Origin of the sequence: Enterobacter sp. Tr-810, assembly GCF_011752765.1 — a bacterium.
Lineage (GTDB): Bacteria > Pseudomonadota > Gammaproteobacteria > Enterobacterales > Enterobacteriaceae > Enterobacter > Enterobacter soli.
The window spans coordinates 846133-863716 of the sequence record NZ_VWWW01000001.1 but is presented as its reverse complement, the minus strand read 5'-3'; the positions used below and the strand labels follow the sequence as shown (position 1 = coordinate 863716).

At 48.3% G+C, this 17584-nt stretch carries 14 protein-coding genes and 2 tRNA genes; 8 read left to right on the top strand and 8 right to left on the bottom strand.

The window, feature by feature from the left end:
- The first annotated feature begins 7 nt into the window (after positions 1–7).
- The 5 genes from F3J30_RS04140 (at position 8) to F3J30_RS04125 (ending at position 5236) form a co-directional block, all read left to right on the top strand.
- Positions 8–1570, top strand: a complete 1563-nt coding sequence (locus F3J30_RS04140; protein WP_166716074.1) for a bifunctional UDP-sugar hydrolase/5'-nucleotidase — start codon at positions 8–10, stop codon at positions 1568–1570.
- 70 nt (positions 1571–1640) lie between these two features.
- Positions 1641–2522 carry a nucleoside-specific channel-forming protein Tsx gene (locus tag F3J30_RS04135; protein WP_166716071.1) on the top strand — a complete coding sequence of 294 codons (882 nt, stop codon included), beginning with the start codon at positions 1641–1643 and terminating at the stop codon, positions 2520–2522.
- 22 nt (positions 2523–2544) lie between these two features.
- Entirely contained in the window at positions 2545–4158 is a 1614-nt protein-coding gene (locus F3J30_RS04130) for a bifunctional UDP-sugar hydrolase/5'-nucleotidase (protein ID WP_166716069.1), read from the top strand.
- Positions 4159–4331: 173 nt separating this feature from the next.
- Positions 4332–4511 (top strand): hypothetical protein, encoded by a 180-nt coding sequence (locus F3J30_RS22595; RefSeq protein ID WP_247650491.1) that lies wholly within the window; start codon positions 4332–4334, stop codon positions 4509–4511.
- Between the two features lie 14 nt (positions 4512–4525).
- Positions 4526–5236, top strand: coding sequence for a radical SAM protein (locus tag F3J30_RS04125; protein WP_247650490.1), 711 nt, complete (start codon positions 4526–4528; stop codon positions 5234–5236).
- Positions 5237–5331: 95 nt separating this feature from the next.
- On the opposite strand, the gene F3J30_RS04120 is transcribed toward F3J30_RS04125, so the two are convergent.
- The 3 genes from F3J30_RS04120 to shiA form a co-directional block, all read right to left on the bottom strand.
- Positions 5332–7104 (bottom strand): aminopeptidase P family protein, encoded by a 1773-nt coding sequence (locus F3J30_RS04120; protein ID WP_166716067.1) that lies wholly within the window; start codon positions 7102–7104, stop codon positions 5332–5334.
- An 18-nt stretch (positions 7105–7122) separates the two neighbouring features.
- Entirely contained in the window at positions 7123–8577 is a 1455-nt protein-coding gene (locus tag F3J30_RS04115; RefSeq protein ID WP_014070889.1) for an AMP nucleosidase, read from the bottom strand.
- A 129-nt stretch (positions 8578–8706) separates the two neighbouring features.
- Positions 8707–10023, bottom strand: a complete 1317-nt coding sequence (shiA, locus tag F3J30_RS04110) for a shikimate transporter (protein WP_166716064.1) — start codon at positions 10021–10023, stop codon at positions 8707–8709.
- 229 nt (positions 10024–10252) lie between these two features.
- Here shiA and ldtA point away from each other — a divergent pair, with 229 nt between their 5' ends.
- A complete protein-coding gene (ldtA, locus tag F3J30_RS04105) occupies positions 10253–11152 on the top strand; it encodes a L,D-transpeptidase (RefSeq protein ID WP_166716062.1) in 900 nt (299 codons plus the stop codon).
- Positions 11153–11245: 93 nt separating this feature from the next.
- Here ldtA and F3J30_RS04100 read toward each other — a convergent pair.
- A tRNA-Asn gene (locus F3J30_RS04100) sits at positions 11246–11321 on the bottom strand.
- A gap of 322 nt (positions 11322–11643) precedes the next feature.
- Here F3J30_RS04100 and nac point away from each other — a divergent pair.
- Positions 11644–12561, top strand: a complete 918-nt coding sequence (gene nac, locus F3J30_RS04095) for a nitrogen assimilation transcriptional regulator NAC (RefSeq protein WP_014070886.1) — start codon at positions 11644–11646, stop codon at positions 12559–12561.
- A 96-nt stretch (positions 12562–12657) separates the two neighbouring features.
- Positions 12658–13608 carry an HTH-type transcriptional regulator Cbl gene (gene cbl, locus F3J30_RS04090; RefSeq protein ID WP_166716060.1) on the top strand — a complete coding sequence of 317 codons (951 nt, stop codon included), beginning with the start codon at positions 12658–12660 and terminating at the stop codon, positions 13606–13608.
- 103 nt (positions 13609–13711) lie between these two features.
- On the opposite strand, the gene F3J30_RS04085 is transcribed toward cbl, so the two are convergent.
- The 4 genes from F3J30_RS04085 to mtfA all read right to left on the bottom strand — a co-directional run bounded on the left by F3J30_RS04085 (position 13712) and on the right by mtfA (position 17436).
- Positions 13712–14701, bottom strand: coding sequence for a hypothetical protein (locus F3J30_RS04085; RefSeq protein ID WP_166716058.1), 990 nt, complete (start codon positions 14699–14701; stop codon positions 13712–13714).
- Positions 14694–16250, bottom strand: a complete 1557-nt coding sequence (locus F3J30_RS04080; protein WP_166716056.1) for an AAA family ATPase — start codon at positions 16248–16250, stop codon at positions 14694–14696. Before F3J30_RS04080 ends, F3J30_RS04085 begins: the two co-directional genes overlap by 8 nt.
- A 212-nt stretch (positions 16251–16462) precedes the next feature.
- Positions 16463–16538 (bottom strand) — tRNA-Asn (locus tag F3J30_RS04075).
- Between the two features lie 100 nt (positions 16539–16638).
- On the bottom strand, positions 16639–17436 hold the full coding sequence (mtfA, locus tag F3J30_RS04070; RefSeq protein ID WP_166716054.1) for a DgsA anti-repressor MtfA: 798 nt from the start codon (positions 17434–17436) through the stop codon (positions 16639–16641).
- Positions 17437–17584: the final 148 nt, after the last annotated feature.

Below are 17584 nucleotides of genomic sequence, written 5' to 3'. Positions count from 1 at the left end.
TTCGGTTATGAAATTAAGAATAAAGCTTAGTCTTATTGCATTGTGCCTGTCTGCGACGTTTGCGGCATCAGTTAGCGCAAAGGATGTGACTCTCTATTACACCAACGATTTACATGCTCATGTTTCCCCTGGGATAATTCCGGCCGTAGACAAAGAGCGTCCGGTAGGAGGTTTTGCGAACATAGCAACCATCGTTAATGACGCGAAGAAAAAAAGCAAAGATGTATTTTTCTTTGATGCCGGAGATTATTTTACCGGCCCCTACATCAGCACCTTGACCAAAGGTGAAGCAATTATCGATATAATGAATGCCATGCCTTTTGATGCTGTGTCAGTGGGGAATCACGAATTTGATCACGGCGTAGACAATATGGTTAAGCAGTTATCAAAGGCAAAATTCCCAGTTTTGCTGGGTAATGTTTTTTATGCTAACAGTGATAAACTCGTCTGGAATAAACCCTGGACGATTATCGAAAAGGATGGCGTAAAAATTGGTGTGATTGGGATCCATCAGAAATTTGCGTTTTATGACACTGTTGCGGCTAAAGCTTACGCGGGTTCAGAGGCCCGTGATGAAGCACCTTATATTCAAAAAGGACTTGATGCGTTAAAAGGCAAAGTCGATATCACCGTGCTGCTTATCCACGAAGGTACTCCAGCGCGCCAGTCTAGTTATGGTCATAAAGACGTGGCTAGAATGTTGCAAGCTGACATCGATACCGCAAAGAAATTTAAGGGCATTGATGTGCTAATCACAGGCCATGCGCATGTTGGGACACCTGAGCCAATTAAAGTCAATAACACACTCATTGTTTCAACCGATGCGTATGGGACTGATATTGGTAAATTAGTATTGAATTTTAACCCTCAGAATAAAAAAATTGATGGCTATAGCGGTAAATTAATTACTGTGTTTGCAGACGAATACAAGCCAGATCCTGACGTTCAAGCCAGGATTGATGCATGGAATGCCAGGCTGAAAAGTATCACCGAACAGGTCATTGGGACGGCAACGGCACCATTCACTCGCTCTTATGGTGAATCATCACCCATTGGTAATTTAGTGATTGACGCCATGATGGCCAAAGCGCCGGACGCCGTCGTGGGATTACAAAACAGCGGTGGATTGCGTGCTGATTTCCCACAAGGAAATTTACGATATGGTGATGTCATTACTACCTTCCCATTTAATAACGAACTTGTTGAAATGGATCTCACCGGAAAGGATCTCATCAATTTAATGACCCACGCAACTAGCCTCACCAATGGGGTTTTACAGGTGTCAAAAAGCGTTCATGTTGAATATGACAGTAAAAAACCTTTTGATGAGCGAATCATTAGTTTCACGATTAATAATCAAGCAGTAGTGCCAGACAAAACATATCGGGTTGTTACACACTCATTTTGTGCGACGGGGGGGGATGGATTTGACGCATTCTTAAAAGGAACGAATGTCAAAACTATCAACAGCACCACCTCTGCTGAGTCAATCATTGATTATGTCAAGGCTCATAATCCATTAAAACCCGATCCTGAAATGAGAGTGGTCGATGTAAGTGCAGCCAAATAGTTTCAATAATGCATTTCCGGTTGTATTAATTGCTCTTATTAACGAACCTTTGCGGAAGGAATCCCTACGTATGCAAAAAATAACAAATATATTATCTGGCGCATTTATGCTGTTACCTACGGTAGCACTGGCAGATTCTGTAGATAATGACTATCTCTCAGACTGGTGGCACCAAAGTATCAATATTGTAGGCAGTAACTCAACTCGCTTCGGGCCACTAAAACGGGCTGACTTATATCCTGAGTATCGCGCATGGGCTCATGTCGATTGGTTTGATTTTTATGGCTATGCGGACTTGCCTAAGTTTTTTGGTATCGGCAATGATAATGATATCGGTATTTGGGACAATGGCTCTCCATTTTTTACGGAGATAGAACCGCGTTTTAGCATCGACAAGTTAACGGGACTCGACCTAAGCATTGGTCCATTTAAAGAATGGTATTTTGCCCACAACTATATTTATGACGCGGGTACAAATGCCGGGCAGCGCCAGAGTACCTGGTATATGGGGCTTGGAACAGATATTGATACCGGGTTACCGATGACGTTATCTGCCAACATCTATGCTAAATATCAAGGGAACAACTACAATGCTGCCAACGAAAACGAGTGGGATGGCTATCGCTTCAAAGTAAAATATGTCATACCTCTTACAACATTATTTGGTGGCAAACTAAGTTACGTCGGTTTTACCAATTTTGATTTTGGTTCAGACCTAAAAGATGAATCAGGCGGAGAGCAACAATTTTACTCCCGTACAAATAGTTCGGTTGTTTCTACCAACGTACTCAGCCTGGTTTATCCTCACTGGAACTATGGCGCTACCCTTCGTTATTTCTACCATGGTGGACAATTTGATGAAGGTAGTAAAGCATTTAATAGCGATGGAAATGTCACCACTATAGATTCAACGGGGTGGGCATACTATTTAACTGTTGGTTACGCTTTTTAAATATAACTGCAAGGAACTGGTTATGAAAATAAAAATGATTGCCACAGGTATTCTGTTGACGTTGCCACTCTGGGCGAGCGCCAAAGATGTCACCATTATTTATACCAACGATCTCCATGCCCATGTTGATAGTTACAAACTCCCATATGTCGCGGACGGTAAACGGGAAATTGGCGGATTCGCTAATATAACCACCTTAGTCAAACAGGAAAAAGCACAAAATAAAGCCACGTTTTATTTCGATGCCGGTGACTATTTTACCGGGCCGTATATCAGCAGCCTGACTAAGGGCCAGGCAATTATTGACATTATGAATACCATGCCCTTTGATGCGGTTTCAATTGGTAATCATGAGTTTGACCATGGCTGGGATAATCTCTTGCGACAGCTGAGCAAGGCAAACTTCCCTGTTCTGTTGGGCAATGTGTTCCATAAGGACAGCGAGATGCCTTTCTGGAACAAACCCTATACCATCCTGGAAAAAGATGGCGTAAAAATTGGCGTTATTGGGCTGCACGGTGTGTATGCGTTTAATGACACCATTTCAGAACTCTCGATCCAGGGGTTAGATAATGATAACAACAACCGCTTTGATAAATCCGCCGCAGCCCTCAAGAACCAGGGGATTGAAGCTCGCGATGAAGTGAAATACTTGCAGCATTATCTGGATGAGTTGCAGGGGAAGGTTGACGTCACCGTTGCGCTCGTTCATGAAGGCGTTCCGGCGCGTCAGTCCAGTATTGGTACGACAGACGTCAGGCGTGCTCTGGATAAAGATGTTCAGACCGCGAGTCAGGTCAAAGGACTCGATATTCTCATCACCGGACATGCGCATGTTGGAACACCAGAACCTATCAAAGTGGGGAATACACTGATCCTTTCTACTGACAGCGGTGGCATCGATGTCGGAAAGCTGGTGCTTGATGTTGAACCTGGGGCTAATACCAAAAAAGTAAAAAGCTTTGAGCTGAAAACACTTTATGCCGATGAATGGAAACCTGATCCATCAACACAAAAAGTTATCGATGGCTGGAACAAAAAACTCGCGGATCTTGTGCGGCAGCCGGTCGGTGAATCTCCCATCATGTTGACCCGCGCTTATGGCGAATCATCGCAACTGGGCAACCTGTTTACAGATGCAATGCTCGCTGCTGCGCCGAAGGCACAGATCGCATTGATTAATTCCGGTAGTTTACGGGCTGATATCAACGCCGGCCCCATTACCTTTGGCGACATTACCAGTACTTTCCCGTTTAAGAATGAGCTTACGGAGATGGATCTTAGCGGCAAAGATCTGCGCGATCTCATGGAACATGGGGCATCACTCACTAATGGCATACTGCAAATGTCCAAAGGTGCTGAAGTGCGTTATGTACCGCAGAAACCAGCAGGGCAGCGCATAGTATCGTTCACTATCAATGGTAAAGCGATTGAGGATACAGCGACTTACCATGTTGCAACCACGACATTCCTTGCCCTGGGGGGCGATGGTTTTCTGGCATTTAAAGAAGGGGAAAATGTACAAGTCCGCGCCGGGCATAATATGTCTGATATGGTGATTGATTATCTGAAATCAGGACACAAAATCGTTCCCCAGGAAGTTAATGAAATGCGTGTTGCAGTGAGTAGCAAATAAAATATTCAGGTGATGCTGTTTGTTTTATAGATGGCATCACCTGTTTTTTACCTATTTAAAGGACAATAAAAGAATTAATGATGAAATACTCAGGTGCATCATGTCATTTACATTGCGCAGATTGTTTTTGTCTTAATGAAGTGCAACTCGCCCCTGAATGTAATGTGTACTGTATGGACGATACGGCACTTCAGCTATTTATTCGTCAGAAAATCGATGCACAGGAAGCGAGTGATGTGTTTTTTACCTGGCAGGATAGTGAATCAATACCTGACGGACTTCATTTCTTCAAACGAGTCATAAGGTTACAACAGCAGTTCGCACAAAGTAAAATATTATCAATACATTTCTGACTAATGGATTCTTTTTGAATGATGACTGGTGTGAATTCTTCAGGAATAACCAGTTTATGATTTGTATTTCAGTGGATAGTGATGTTTCACTACATCACAATGCCCGCGAAACGATTTCAGGTAAATCAGCAAATTATCAGGTTGAAAGCGCCGTAAGATTATTGCAAAAACATGACATCGAATTTAGCACGCTGACGGTTATTAACGCTTTTAACAGCCAGCATCCGCAGCGTATCTACCATTATCTGAAAAGTCTTGGTAGCCGCCATATGCAGTTTATTCCCTTTATTAAACCGCTTGCACAAGGTGGTGAGGATGCCCGAAGCCTTGCGCCGGCCGCACTGGGGATTTTTTTGAAAACGATTTTTCATGCCTGGGTTCGCCTGGATATTGGAACGATTAAAATCCCCCTCTTTGATCATGCATTTACGGCGTGGTGTGAGTTATCTTTGTCTGCAAATGACGTTATGACTGGCAGTAATCAACCTGGTGTAACCCGGGAAAGTCTGGTAGAAGAATGTACGCGTTGCAAAGTGGCATTTGCCTGCCACGGCGGATGCGCAAAAAATCGCACCACACTTTCCCAATGCGGTGTTCCGAAGCTAAATTATTACTGCGAAAGTTATCAGGCTTTTTTCACTTATGTTGAACCCTATATGTTGATGATGAGGGCTTTGTGGGAACAAAACTATGCGCCTTCCGATATTCGTCACTATTTGGCCTGATACAGTTTTCAGCACCGACGGGCGGTCTTAACCGTGTTTAGAAAGTAGGCCGGGTAAGGCGAAGCCGCCACCCGGCATCAAAACGGCACTATGCTCTACCGGTTAACACGAATCGGTGCCGTCGCTTCAAACAGCCACGGCCGCGCATCGCTGTCTACCAGCGGCGACAACACATCGCGGACCTGCTGGTGGTAATCGTCCAGCCACTGTTTTTCCTGCTCGTTCAACAAATGCAGCTCAACCTGGCTCAGGTCAATCGGGATCAAGGTCAGAGAGGCAAACTTACAGAAACCCGGGTGGCTCTCGACAATTTCAACCTGGTTTTCAATACGAATACCGTGGCTGTCAGCCAGATAATAGCCGGGTTCAATGGTCATGATATTGCCTGCCACCAGCGGCCACGGGTTAACCTTCTTCGCTAAACGGTGCGGGTTTTCGTGGATAAGCAACTGATGGCCCACCCCATGTCCAGTACCGTGATCGTAATCCAGACCCAGTTCCCACAGCGGGCGGCGTGCAAACGCATCCAGTTGGTGCCCCTGAGTCCCGGACGGGAATTGCAGCGTAATCAGCGATAAAAAGCCTTTCAGCACGGCGGTGTAGTGCAAACGCTGCTGCGGCTCAACTTTGCCCCATGCCAGCGTGCGCGTAGCGTCCGTGGTGCCGTTTTTGTACTGACCGCCGGAATCATTCAGGTAAAAATGATCATGACTAATAGGCTTGTTGCTGGCTTCGCTTGAGTGGTAATGGCACATCGCCGCATTACTGGATGAAGCGGAAATAGTGGCAAAACTCTGTTCGATAAAGCCTGGCTGCCGCTCGCGGAATGCCAGTTGCTGTGCCTGAACGTCCAGTTCCGTCAGCGGCTTGCCCGCGGCAACGCGCTGCGGCACTTCGCGTGACAGCCAGGCAAGGAAATTCACCCACGCCGCGCCGTCCTGGTGATGGCATTCACGGTATCCGGCAAGCTCAGTCGGGTTTTTACCTGCTTTCATCAGGGTAATAGGGTCGGTCTGCCAGACAATTTCCCCCTGCGGCTCGATGGCAAATCGCAAGGCCACAGGCGCAGAATCGGCGTCGACCATCACGCGTTTGCCCTGTGAAATCTGCTGGCAACGCCCGATAAAAGCATCCTGCGGTGAAATCGAGAATGCCTCTTTAACTGTGTCGGTGAGTTCGCTCAGTTTGTTGTCGTTGACAAACCACTCAACGGCTCCGTCACGGCTGAGCAGGGCGAACGAGAGGGGAACCGGGCTGGTCGGGATATCAGAACCGCGCACGTTCAGCAGCCAGGCGATGTTGTCCGGCTGCGTGATGGCCAGATAATCCGCATTATTCTCAGCGAGGATCTTCGCAACACGCTGGCGTTTATCAGCGCTGCTCTCGCCGCTGACTTCAACCGGCATTTCGCGGATAAGCCCCGCCGGTGCCGCAGGACGACCCGCCCACAGCGTATCGAATGGGGAAGTGTTCAACGGCACCAGCTCGCACGGCGTGGCTGACAGTTGTTGAAAGTCCGAATTCGTCATCAGCAGCGCTTCAAAACCGATGCGCGTCCCTTCATTAACGTTTTGTGAAAGCCATTGCGCCAATGGCTCATTGTGCAGATGGTGGATCTCGACGTCATCCAGATTGACCTGAACGCGCACCTGGACCTGATAGCGGCCATCAACGAACAGTAGCGCTTTGTCTTTTAGTACCAGCGCCAGTCCGGCCGAGCCGTCAAAACCCGTCAGCCAGGCCAGTTTTTCGTCGTACGGCGCGCAGTACTCGCTTTGCCAGGCATCGGCACGCGGGACGATCATCCCGTCGAGCTGGTTTGCTTCCAGCCACTTGCGCAGTGCAGTGAGCGATGATGTGGTGTGCATTGTTTTTCCTTTTAGTTATTAGCGGAACGGTGGCTCGTTGAAGGTACGCAATTTACGGGAGTGCAGTTTATCGCCTTCCGCACGCAGTAAATCGATGGCGCGAATGCCAATTTGCAGGTGTTCGGAAATCGCGCCTTCATAGAAACGGTTTGCCTGGCCGGGAAGTTTGATTTCCCCGTGTAGTGGTTTATCAGACACGCAAAGCAGCGTGCCATAAGGGACGCGGAACCGGTAACCCTGTGCGGCGATGGTGGCGCTTTCCATATCGATAGCCACCGCGCGGCTTAAGTTGAAACGCAGCGCAGAGGCAGAGTAGCGCAGCTCCCAGTTGCGGTCATCGGTGGTGACAACCGTACCGGTACGCAGACGCTGTTTAACCTCTTCGCCCGGCATCCCGCTGACCTCTTTGGTGGCGTCATACAGTGCACGCTGGACTTCGGCAATGCTTGGGATCGGGATATCGGGCGGCAGTACAGCATCCAGCACGTGATCGTCACGCAGATAGGCGTGGGCCAGGACGTAATCGCCAATCAACTGGCTTTCACGCAGGCCGCCGCAGTGACCAATCATCAGCCACACGTCCGGGCGCAGCACCGCTAGATGGTCACAGATGGTTTTGGCGTTTGAGGGGCCAACGCCGATGTTGATCAGGGTGATCCCCTGACCGTCAGCGGTGATCAGATGCCAGGCAGGCATCTGGTGTTTTTTCCATGCCAGGTCGGAAATGGCCTGCTCCGGGGCTTCGGTTTCGGCCGTGATCCAAATTCCCCCCGCACAGGAGAGCGCGATGTAGGGGCTATCCGGGTCGAGGATCTGGCTGCAACCCCAGCGGACAAACTCATCCACATAGCGGGTGTAGTTGGTAAACAGCACGAAAGGCTGGAAATGCTCCGCTGGCGTGCCGGTGTAGTGGCGCAGGCGGGCCAGAGAGAAATCCACTCGACGGGCATCAAAATGCGAAAGTGGGGAATATTCAGCAGGGTGATAAATACCGTCCGCGGTTTCATCGCCAATCTGCGACAGCTCTGTGGTCGGGAAGTGGCGTGTCAGCCCCGCACTCATTGACCGGTCAAGCGTCAGCGCCGAGCCGTCAATCACATAGGGATACGGGATTTCATGACGGGACGGCTCAACACTGATGTGCGCGCCGTAATCCTGGAACAACAGCGTAAGCTGTTCTTCAAGGTAAGGGCGGAACAGAGCAGGGCGGGTGACGGTGGTGGTGTAGCAACCTGAGTGCGTAAAACGCGCGTAGGCACGAGTTTTTGGCGTGTTGGTGGCGCTTCCGTCCCAGGTGACGGAGAGTGATGGATAAACAAAAAGGCCATTGCTTCTGGCCTTATCGTCGGGAAGTTTTCCGTTTTCGATGTACTCACTAATGGCGCTGCGCAACGCATTCACGGACTGTTCGTACAGCGCATCGAGTTTTTCCAGTGCCTGAGCCGGGGTCAGGCTGGAGCCCTTATTATTCATCTCTGTCTCCTTGTTCCACAGGTGTGCGGCTACACCCGATAGTATGTCACAGGAGTGTGAAACAAAAGTCGGTATTCAGGGATATGACAAAAGGCTGCCGTAGCAGCCCTGATACGTAAAACTGGGGGATCAACGGTGGGAAGTTTCTTTCATCAACAGGGCCGTTGCCGCTGAGAGCAGGCAGCCACCCAGCAGATAAATTGCCACGCTGTGCCAGTTGCCACCGGAGAAAGTGACCAGCGCGGCGGCAATAAACGGAGTAAACCCGCCGCCCACCACACTCGCAACCTGATAACCGACGCCAGCACCGCTGTAGCGATAGCGTGCGCCGAACAGTTCCGTAAACATCGGCTGCTGCACGCACACCACCATGTCATGCGCGATATTGGCCAGCATGATGGCAAAAAAGACGATCCAGAAGACCGACTGCGCTTCCAGTGCCATAAAGAATGGCCATGCGCTAAGCGTGCCAATCAGCGCGCCGGTGATATAGACGCGACGGCGACCAAACCGGTCGGCCAGCCAGGCAAAGCAGGGGATAGTCAGACAGCTTATGCCACCCACCAGCAGACCGATATTGAGGAATAGCTCGCGCGGTAACCCCAGATTCTGCGTCGAATAATTAAGGGCGAAAGCGGTGACGATATACATGGTCAGCAGTTCGCACAGACGCAGGGCAATAATTTTCAGAAAAGCGCCAGGGTGCTGGATAAGCGCTTCCATCACGGGCAGTCGTTTTTTGACTTCCGGTTTTTCTTGCTGCTGCTTCTCAAACTCCGCAGATTCCTCCATGCCGTTACGCACCCACAGCGCGGCGATAACCAGCACGATGCTGAAGATAAAGGGAATGCGCCATCCCCAGCTCAGGAACTGCTCGTCGGTCGTCAGCTGACTAATCAGCGATACCAGCCCGGTAGAGAGCAGCAGGCCAACGCCATACCCTACCTGCACACCGCTGCTGTAAAACGCTTTCTTATTCTTAGGCGCACTTTCCACGGACAGCAGCGCAGCACCACCCCATTCACCGCCAACGGCAAAGCCCTGAATCGCGCGCAGGGTGACCAGCAGAACGGGCGCCCACCAGCCAATAGAGGCAAATGACGGCAGGATACCGATAAGAGCGGTGGCACCGCCCATCATCCACACGGTGAGCATCAGCATCCGCTTGCGCCCGAGGCGGTCGCCAAAGTGACCGAAGATCACGCCACCGAGAGGGCGGAACAGAAATCCCACGCCGAAGGTGGCAAACGCGGCGAGCGTGCCCATCGCGGGGCTAATCTGGGGGAAGAATTCACGGTTAAATACCAGGGCGGCAGTAATGCCGTAGAGCAGAAAATCATACCAGTCGACGACGGCCCCTGCGAAGCTACCGAGAGCGGCGCGGCGGGCACGATTGAGCGAAGGTGTCTCCTCATTAGGGCGTGCGGAGGTGAGGGTGGAGTCCATAGTTGTCCTGTCTGTACTGATTTTTAATTATTGGTATAAGAAAAGGTTACTCACATTGCATCCGTCATATTGGCGGAACGTATGAGACTACCGCGACAGGGGGCATGAGGAAACTGATTTTATTTCCTGATGATTCACAAAAAGTGCCCATAGCGAGGCAGTACGGGACGGTAAGAGCAACAAAAAAGACTATACTTATCTGATACGTGGAACGACTGAGGAAGGGATTATGCGTCGTGTAAGTTTGTTTGGTTGTATTGCTGCCTTAATGGTCAGCCAGAGCGTGCTGGCGATAAGTTACCCATTGCCCCCAGAAGGAAGCCGGCTGGTGGGGAGCACGCAGGTTGTTACCGTTCCACATGGCAGTACTTTGCCGCTTGAGGCGTTTGCTGCGCAATACGATCAGGGGCTCAGCAATATGCTGGAGGCCAACCCGGATGCCGATCCGTTTTTACCCAGAGGTGGCTCACAACTCATTATTCCCCAGCAGCTGATCCTGCCTGATACTGTCCGGGAAGGGATTGTGGTGAATGTGGCGGAGATGCGTCTGTACTACTACCCGCCAGGCGGTAACACCGTTGAGGTGCTGCCCATTGGTATTGGCCAGGCCGGGCGTGAAACACCGCGTAACTGGGTGACATCCGTGCAACGCAAACAGGTGGGGCCGACCTGGTCGCCGACACCGAATACACGCCGGGCCTATGCTCAGGAAGGCAAAACTCTGCCAGCCTTTGTGCCTGCCGGCCCTGATAATCCGATGGGGCTGTATGCCATTTATATTGGTCAGATGTATGCCATACACGGCACAAACGCCAATTTTGGGATCGGGCTGCGCGTGAGTCAGGGCTGCATTCGTCTGCGTAATAACGATATCAAATACCTGTTCGACCAGGTTCCGGTCGGGACGCGCGTTCAGATAATCGATCAGCCGGTCAAAATGACCACTGAACCGGATGGCAGTCGGTGGCTGGAGGTGCACGAGCCGTTGTCGCGTAATCGTGCGGAATTTGAATCAACAAAAAAAGTGCCGCTGCCTATCTCCGCTGCAATGCGTGCAGAGCTTAACGATGAGGGGGCTGCCAGCGTGCTGGAACGCCGCTCCGGGATGCCGGTGAAGATTGGCAGATAGTTCCTGTAGGCCGGGTAAGGTGAAGCCGCCACTCGGCAGTTTTACAAGCGCAGAAAAGCAAAAAGCCTGCTTTAAAAGCAGGCTTTTTAAATTTGGCTCCTCTGACTGGACTCGAACCAGTGACATACGGATTAACAGTCCGCCGTTCTACCGACTGAACTACAGAGGAATCGTGTGAACGGGGCGCATATTATCGATGTCAGTTACCCTTGTCAAAGGGTGGATCACCACCTTTTGATCGTTTGCTGACAAAATCAACAAAGTGGTGTTTTTGACAACGGATTGCACCGTTCTGGTGCGGATATACCCCTTATGGGGCAGATCCTAAACCGCTGTTTCGGTAATAAAACGGGCACTGGCGATTAGATTTCCTTATTTTCAGGCGTTTAGCAGACATATCAGACCTCTTATAAAAACTGGCATTCATATTGCAAAAACCTCTTCAACAATTAGAGCCGGTTCCGGCACTGCATTTTCGAACAGGGGGCAAAATGAACTTAAGACGACTGAAATACTTCGTAAAAATCGTCGATATCGGCAGCCTGACCCAGGCCGCGGAAGTGTTGCATATCGCGCAGCCTGCGCTGAGTCAGCAGGTGGCCACTCTGGAAGGTGAGATGGATCAGCAGTTGTTGATCCGTACAAAGCGTGGCGTGACGCCAACCGAAGCAGGCAAGATCCTCTATACCCACGCTCGTACCATTCTGCGCCAGTGTGAACAAGCACAGCTGGCAGTGAATAATGTCGGCCAGACGCTGAGCGGACATGTCTCTATCGGGCTGGCGCCAGGTACTGCCGCTTCTTCTATTACCATGCCGCTGTTGCAGGCAGTCCGCTCGGAATTGCCTGACGTGCTGGTTTATCTGCACGAAAACAGCGGTTCAGTGCTGAACGAAAAACTGCTGGGCGGACAGCTGGATATGGCTGTGCTGTATGACCGCTCTCCGGTTGCCGGCATCACCAGCCAGCCGCTGCTGAAAGAAGATCTGTATCTGGTGGGAACCCGCGATTGCCCGGGACAGAGCATTGACCTGACCGCCGTCGCTGAGATGAATCTCTTCCTGCCACGTGATTACAGCGCCGTGCGTGTGCGCGTGGATGAAGCGTTTTCATTGCGCCGTCTGACGGCAAAAATCATCGGTGAAATCGACTCTATCTCCACGCTGACGGCCGCTATTGCCAGTGGAATGGGTGTCACCGTGCTGCCAGAATCTGCGGCTCGCTCACTGTGCAGCGCGGCGAATGGCTGGATGGCACGGATCACGACGCCATCCATGAGCTTGCCGCTGTCACTGAATATGTCCGCGCGGGGCTCTCTGTCGCCACAGGCGCAGGCAGTAAAAGAGATCTTGATGTCTCTGGTGAGCAAACCGTCGCTGGAAAACCGCGAGCTGCAACTCGTGAGCTGATATTCCATAAAAGCATAAGATGCTGGTTTTTATTATTTGTTCTGCGGGTCAGCTAACTCTAACAATAGAGCTATGTCAGATGCGCCGGAGTGAATCGTGAATTTCCAGCAACTTAAAATTATCCGTGAGGCAGCGAGGCGGGATTACAACCTCACCGAAGTCGCCAACATGCTTTATACCTCTCAGTCTGGCGTCAGCCGCCACATCCGCGAGCTGGAAGAGGAGCTTGGGATTGAGATCTTCATTCGTCGTGGTAAGCGCCTGCTTGGAATGACGGAGCCCGGTAAAGCGTTACTGACCATCGCTGAGCGTATTCTCAACGAGGCCAGTAACGTGCGCCGCCTGGCCGATCTCTTCACCAACGATGCTTCCGGTGTGCTGACCATTGCCACCACCCACACCCAGGCGCGTTACAGTTTGCCGCCGGTGATTAAAGCGTTTCGCGAACTTTTCCCTGACGTGCGTCTGGAGCTTATCCAGGGTACGCCTCAGGAAATCGAAGTCTTGCTGCAAAATGGCGGAGCGGATATCGGGATTGCCAGCGAGCGTCTGAGCAATGATCCACTGCTGGTGGCCTTCCCGTGGTTCCGCTGGCATCACAGCCTGCTGCTGCCGGTCGACCATCCGCTTAACCAGGTGTCGCCGCTGACCCTCGAAGAGATCGGCAAATGGCCGCTGATTACTTATCGACAAGGTATCACCGGGCGTTCACGTATTGATGAGGCGTTTAACCGCAAAGGGCTAACGCCGGACGTGGTACTGAGCGCTCAGGACTCCGACGTGATTAAAACCTATGTTGAGCTGGGGCTGGGGATCGGCCTTGTGGCGGAGCAGTCCGGAGGTGAGCGTGAGGCGGGTAATCTTGTTCGCCTCGATACCCGTCATCTGTTCGATGCCAACACCGTCTGGCTGGGCCTGAAACGCGGGCAGCTACAGCGAAACTATGTGTGGCGGTTTATCGAGCTATGCAATGCGGGATTGTCGGTGGATGAGATCAAACGTCAGGTGATGGAGCCGGAAGAAGTGGCGATTGATTATCAGATTTAACACACACTAACCCCCGCTATGCGGGGGTTTTTACTATATCCACCGGATCAAATTCAGGGGTAGTTAAAGCAAGATGTCAGGAACAAGCGACTTACGTTTATGATCATCGGTGGGGGTACTTGGTGTTATGTTCAATTAATTTTTCTATCATCATTGCCGTAAACAAACCAAGTGATCTTTGTGCTTTTTTCTCCGGTTTGAAAGGATAAACATATTCTTTAATTGAAACACTTTTTTCGAGGAGGGAGTTTGGCAGTGAATTGTATTTTTCAAATGAATCTAACAGATCCATGACTTCCGCCTCATACCAATGATAACGAATATTTAGTTTGAAAAATTGCTCGTGTTTTGTGGAGTGAGAATTTTCACCTTTTAACGTGAACGAAAAATCATCAGGTTGTTTAATGTAAGATAGAGGATAATCGTACTCCCATTCAACATTAATTTTAATATCCTTGTTGTCAAAAGGATTCATTAATTCATGAAAGACTGGATCTTCAGCTAGTTTAATTCGGCTGTTACATTGCTCACAGCATGGAATCAAATTATATAATGAGGTAGCCAGCCATGGATATAAAGAGTCCGGAAAAAAATGATCAAGAGGAGGACGCATCATAAAGCCATTGGTACTTTTATGAGTAAAGTGATAGTTAATATGATTCAAATGGCAATAAGGACAAATTCTGTAATTGTGCTTTCCTATGAGACTATATGCATTGATTTTACAAGCAGTTTTCCCTGCTTTTTTCTTATCGCTGAAATCTTTGTAGTCAAAAAGCATGTTAATTAATTTAACTGTGTTATCAATTTTTGGTTGCTTTCTTTTTTTTCTGCTTTTGTTTCCAAGATATTTTTTGGTTGTAGGGAATTTTTTCTGATACTGACGAATGAAGTTAATAAGGATATCAGGCTTTCCAATTAAAATATCTTTGATGTTATGGTCAAAGAAATCGATTATATTGCTTGTATTCTTGTGACATACTAGCAATAGCTTAATAAATCTTTTGCTTTTTTTTACTGTGTCATATTTGTCTTTCATGACCGTATAGTATTCATTTTCAAATTCAGGTGAAAGAACATTTAGATTAATCATGAAATTCTCCAGCTTTTTTGATTTTTTCTTTTAGCACATTCTTTAATTTTTCATCAGCAAGAGACTCAATGAGTAAGAGAGCACTCTTGAATGTTTTTTTATCCTTTATCTTTACATTTGAAATTATCTTTTCGAATAGCTTTATGCTCAATTCACCGGAGAAATCACCTGCATTATAAACATCTTCAAGAATGGATTTCGGGCCAAGGCCAAAACCATTTACATTCTTTTGTTTCCCCATGTCATATAACGTTCCTGGTGGACAGTCTCCAGCTATAATCAATGAGTGGGTGGTGATTATGAGGTGTACGCGGTTGGCAATTTTTTCATTTTTACCAACATAGTCAAGTAATTGTGAAAGGTATTTTTTTTGCCATGAAGGGTGTAAAAAAGTTTCGCCTTCATCAATTAACAGAAGAACTGGTGAGCTATCATCTGGGACAACATTAACTAAAGCATTCCCTATGGCAAGAAAAATATTTAGTAATGCACTTTCACCCGAACTTATTTTTGAAAAATCGTATCGAAGTATACCAAGTTCGAACAACTTTTGCAGAAGCCTTTTTTCCGCTTGAGTTGTTTGTGAAATATAAGCATTCAAAGTATCAGCATCGATTTTTTCCCTTTTTGAATCTCTTAACGATATAATACCTTTTAATGTGTCTTCAATTTCATTTAAGGTTAGTGAAATGCGTTCATTAGATGCGTGGTGTGTTACTAAATTAATAAAGGCTGAGTAGTCATTCTCGTTTGCAACCTGAAGTAATTGTGTAAGTTCCCTGATGAACGAGGAGCGTTTTGGACTTATGGATGCATCGGTAACTAATGATGTTATATTAATTCTGTTTTGCAAACGTTCTTCTGTTGTTACCTGTGTTCTCCAGTTCTTAATCCAGCCAGTAATTAATTTATTATTAGCAGAGCGAGTTTTCCTTAACCTGGTGTCAAGAGAAGGAGATATAATATCAAGGATGTTTCTTGTGCATATATTTTCAGAAGGTACGGCGGAGCCAAGTGAGAACTCTATGTTTTTAAAAAGATCCATCTTCCCTTTTATTTCAGCTAATGTTTGCATCATTAATGGAATACTGAATGGGATATTTTTTTCAAATCGTGGAGATACGTTGTGAATATGAGAAACATTTGAAATGTTATTCCATCTAACTGCATCAAAGGGAGACGATGAATAGCATATCGTATGAACTGGGTTTTTTAACGGTGATATAATAATATCACAGGTCCACTGATTAAGTACTCGACCCTTATGCAAATGTGGCTTCCCGTCACGACTGTACAGAACGCCAAAGAACCGTCCATTATTACCAGAGCATGATCTTGCTAGCTGGAGAAGAAGTTCAGTTTTTCCTGAAGCATTAATGCCAAAAAGGGCAGTAAATGATGCGATGTTATCGAGTGTGTAAACAGGCTTATGTTGAATTATGTTGATATGTTTATTTTCGTAATTGAATTCAATATCATAAGTGAGTGTTAAATTTAACCATGAAAGTTCGCCATCTTTTTCTAATATAAAACCTTCAATTTTATCCACAATAGAGTCCTTGCATGTTGATTATTGTTGATGCAGATTGCAGATTGCAGATTACAGGCCGGACTGTTTTGTGGCAATTCGCCTTTTTTCAGGATGCGCATGGTTACGTCTTGAACTACGAGGGACTTTCGCCAGATACAGATGAGCAAGTGTTGTAGATTACAGAAAAGCAAAAAGCCTGCTTAAGTTTCCTTAAGCAGGCTTTTCAAATTTGGCTCCTCTGACTGGACTCGAACCAGTGACATACGGATTAACAGTCCGCCGTTCTACCGACTGAACTACAGAGGAATCGTGTGAACGAGGCGCATGTTAATGGCCTCGCTAATTTGTGTCAACACTAAAATTAACATGCTGATTCAAATGGTTAATTAAGCTTCAAACTGTCGTTTTAGTGTACTCGAGTGGATAAATTACCACCATGCTCGTCATTTTTACGTAAACGCTGTAACGGATCTTGCTGGTAAAAATGGCAGAAGCGTTGCCACAAAGCCGGGAAACGCGGTGCAAAAAGTTCGGGGGCGCTGAAGAAATACTCCGACAGCACGGCGAAACACTCCGCAGGATCGGTCGCTGCATAGGCGTCGATGCTGGCTGCGCTCTCACCAACCAGATCAATTTCATCCTGGATATTATCCATTGCCGCGTGCAGGTCGTGTTCCCATCCCGCCACTTCGCGTAAAGGGATTAACGGTACGCCGCTGGCCCGGTCGCCGTTGCGGGTATCAAGCTTATGCGCCACTTCATGAACAATAAGGTTAAACCCGGACGCATCGAAAGAGTCCTGGATATCCAGCCAGTTGAGAATAATCGGCCCTTGCTGCCAGCTTTGCCCTGACTGGACGACACGCTGGTTATGCACCAGCCCAATATCATCCTGCCATTCGTCATCCACAACAAACGGCGCCGGGTAAATCAGCACTTCGTGGAACCCATCGAGCCACTCGATGCCGAGTTCCAGAACCGGTAAGCAGAAGAGCAGGGCGATACGCGAACTTTTCAGCGAATCCAGTTCAAATCCCTGTAGTGCAACCAGGCGCTTTTGCTGCAAAAAACGATCGGCAAGCTGAACCAGTCTTGTCTGGTCGTCCGGCGGGAGATTAGCCAGTACAGGGATAGCCAGCGCTTCATCCCAGGGCAGCGCCGTATTTCGACCTGCGTCATTCGATTTCCAGGGCCACTTAATCATCGCTTTGCTCGCAAACTCGTTACCAGAACAAAATTGAAAGGTCAGGAGGACATTTTTATCATGCCGAATACTGCTTGGCATCCACTTTCATCTCTTTGAGTTCACACAATTAACAACTATGCGGTGGCGCATATTATCCGCACCTGAA

Bases quoted from the DNA above. Each gene is read 5' to 3' on its own strand.
- F3J30_RS22595 (WP_247650491.1), top strand. From the start codon at position 4,332: ATGGACGATACGGCACTTCAGCTATTTATTCGTCAGAAAATCGATGCA.
- F3J30_RS04120 (WP_166716067.1), bottom strand. From the start codon at position 7,104: ATGCACACCACATCATCGCTCACTGCACTGCGCAAGTGGCTGGAAGCA.
- nac (WP_014070886.1), top strand. From the start codon at position 11,644: ATGAACTTAAGACGACTGAAATACTTCGTAAAAATCGTCGATATCGGC.
- F3J30_RS04135 (WP_166716071.1), top strand. From the start codon at position 1,641: ATGCAAAAAATAACAAATATATTATCTGGCGCATTTATGCTGTTACCT.
- F3J30_RS04130 (WP_166716069.1), top strand. From the start codon at position 2,545: ATGAAAATAAAAATGATTGCCACAGGTATTCTGTTGACGTTGCCACTC.
- F3J30_RS04115 (WP_014070889.1), bottom strand. From the start codon at position 8,577: ATGAATAATAAGGGCTCCAGCCTGACCCCGGCTCAGGCACTGGAAAAA.
- shiA (WP_166716064.1), bottom strand. From the start codon at position 10,023: ATGGACTCCACCCTCACCTCCGCACGCCCTAATGAGGAGACACCTTCG.
- F3J30_RS04140 (WP_166716074.1), top strand. From the start codon at position 8: ATGAAATTAAGAATAAAGCTTAGTCTTATTGCATTGTGCCTGTCTGCG.
- F3J30_RS04085 (WP_166716058.1), bottom strand. From the start codon at position 14,701: ATGATTAATCTAAATGTTCTTTCACCTGAATTTGAAAATGAATACTAT.
- mtfA (WP_166716054.1), bottom strand. From the start codon at position 17,436: ATGATTAAGTGGCCCTGGAAATCGAATGACGCAGGTCGAAATACGGCG.
- ldtA (WP_166716062.1), top strand. From the start codon at position 10,253: ATGCGTCGTGTAAGTTTGTTTGGTTGTATTGCTGCCTTAATGGTCAGC.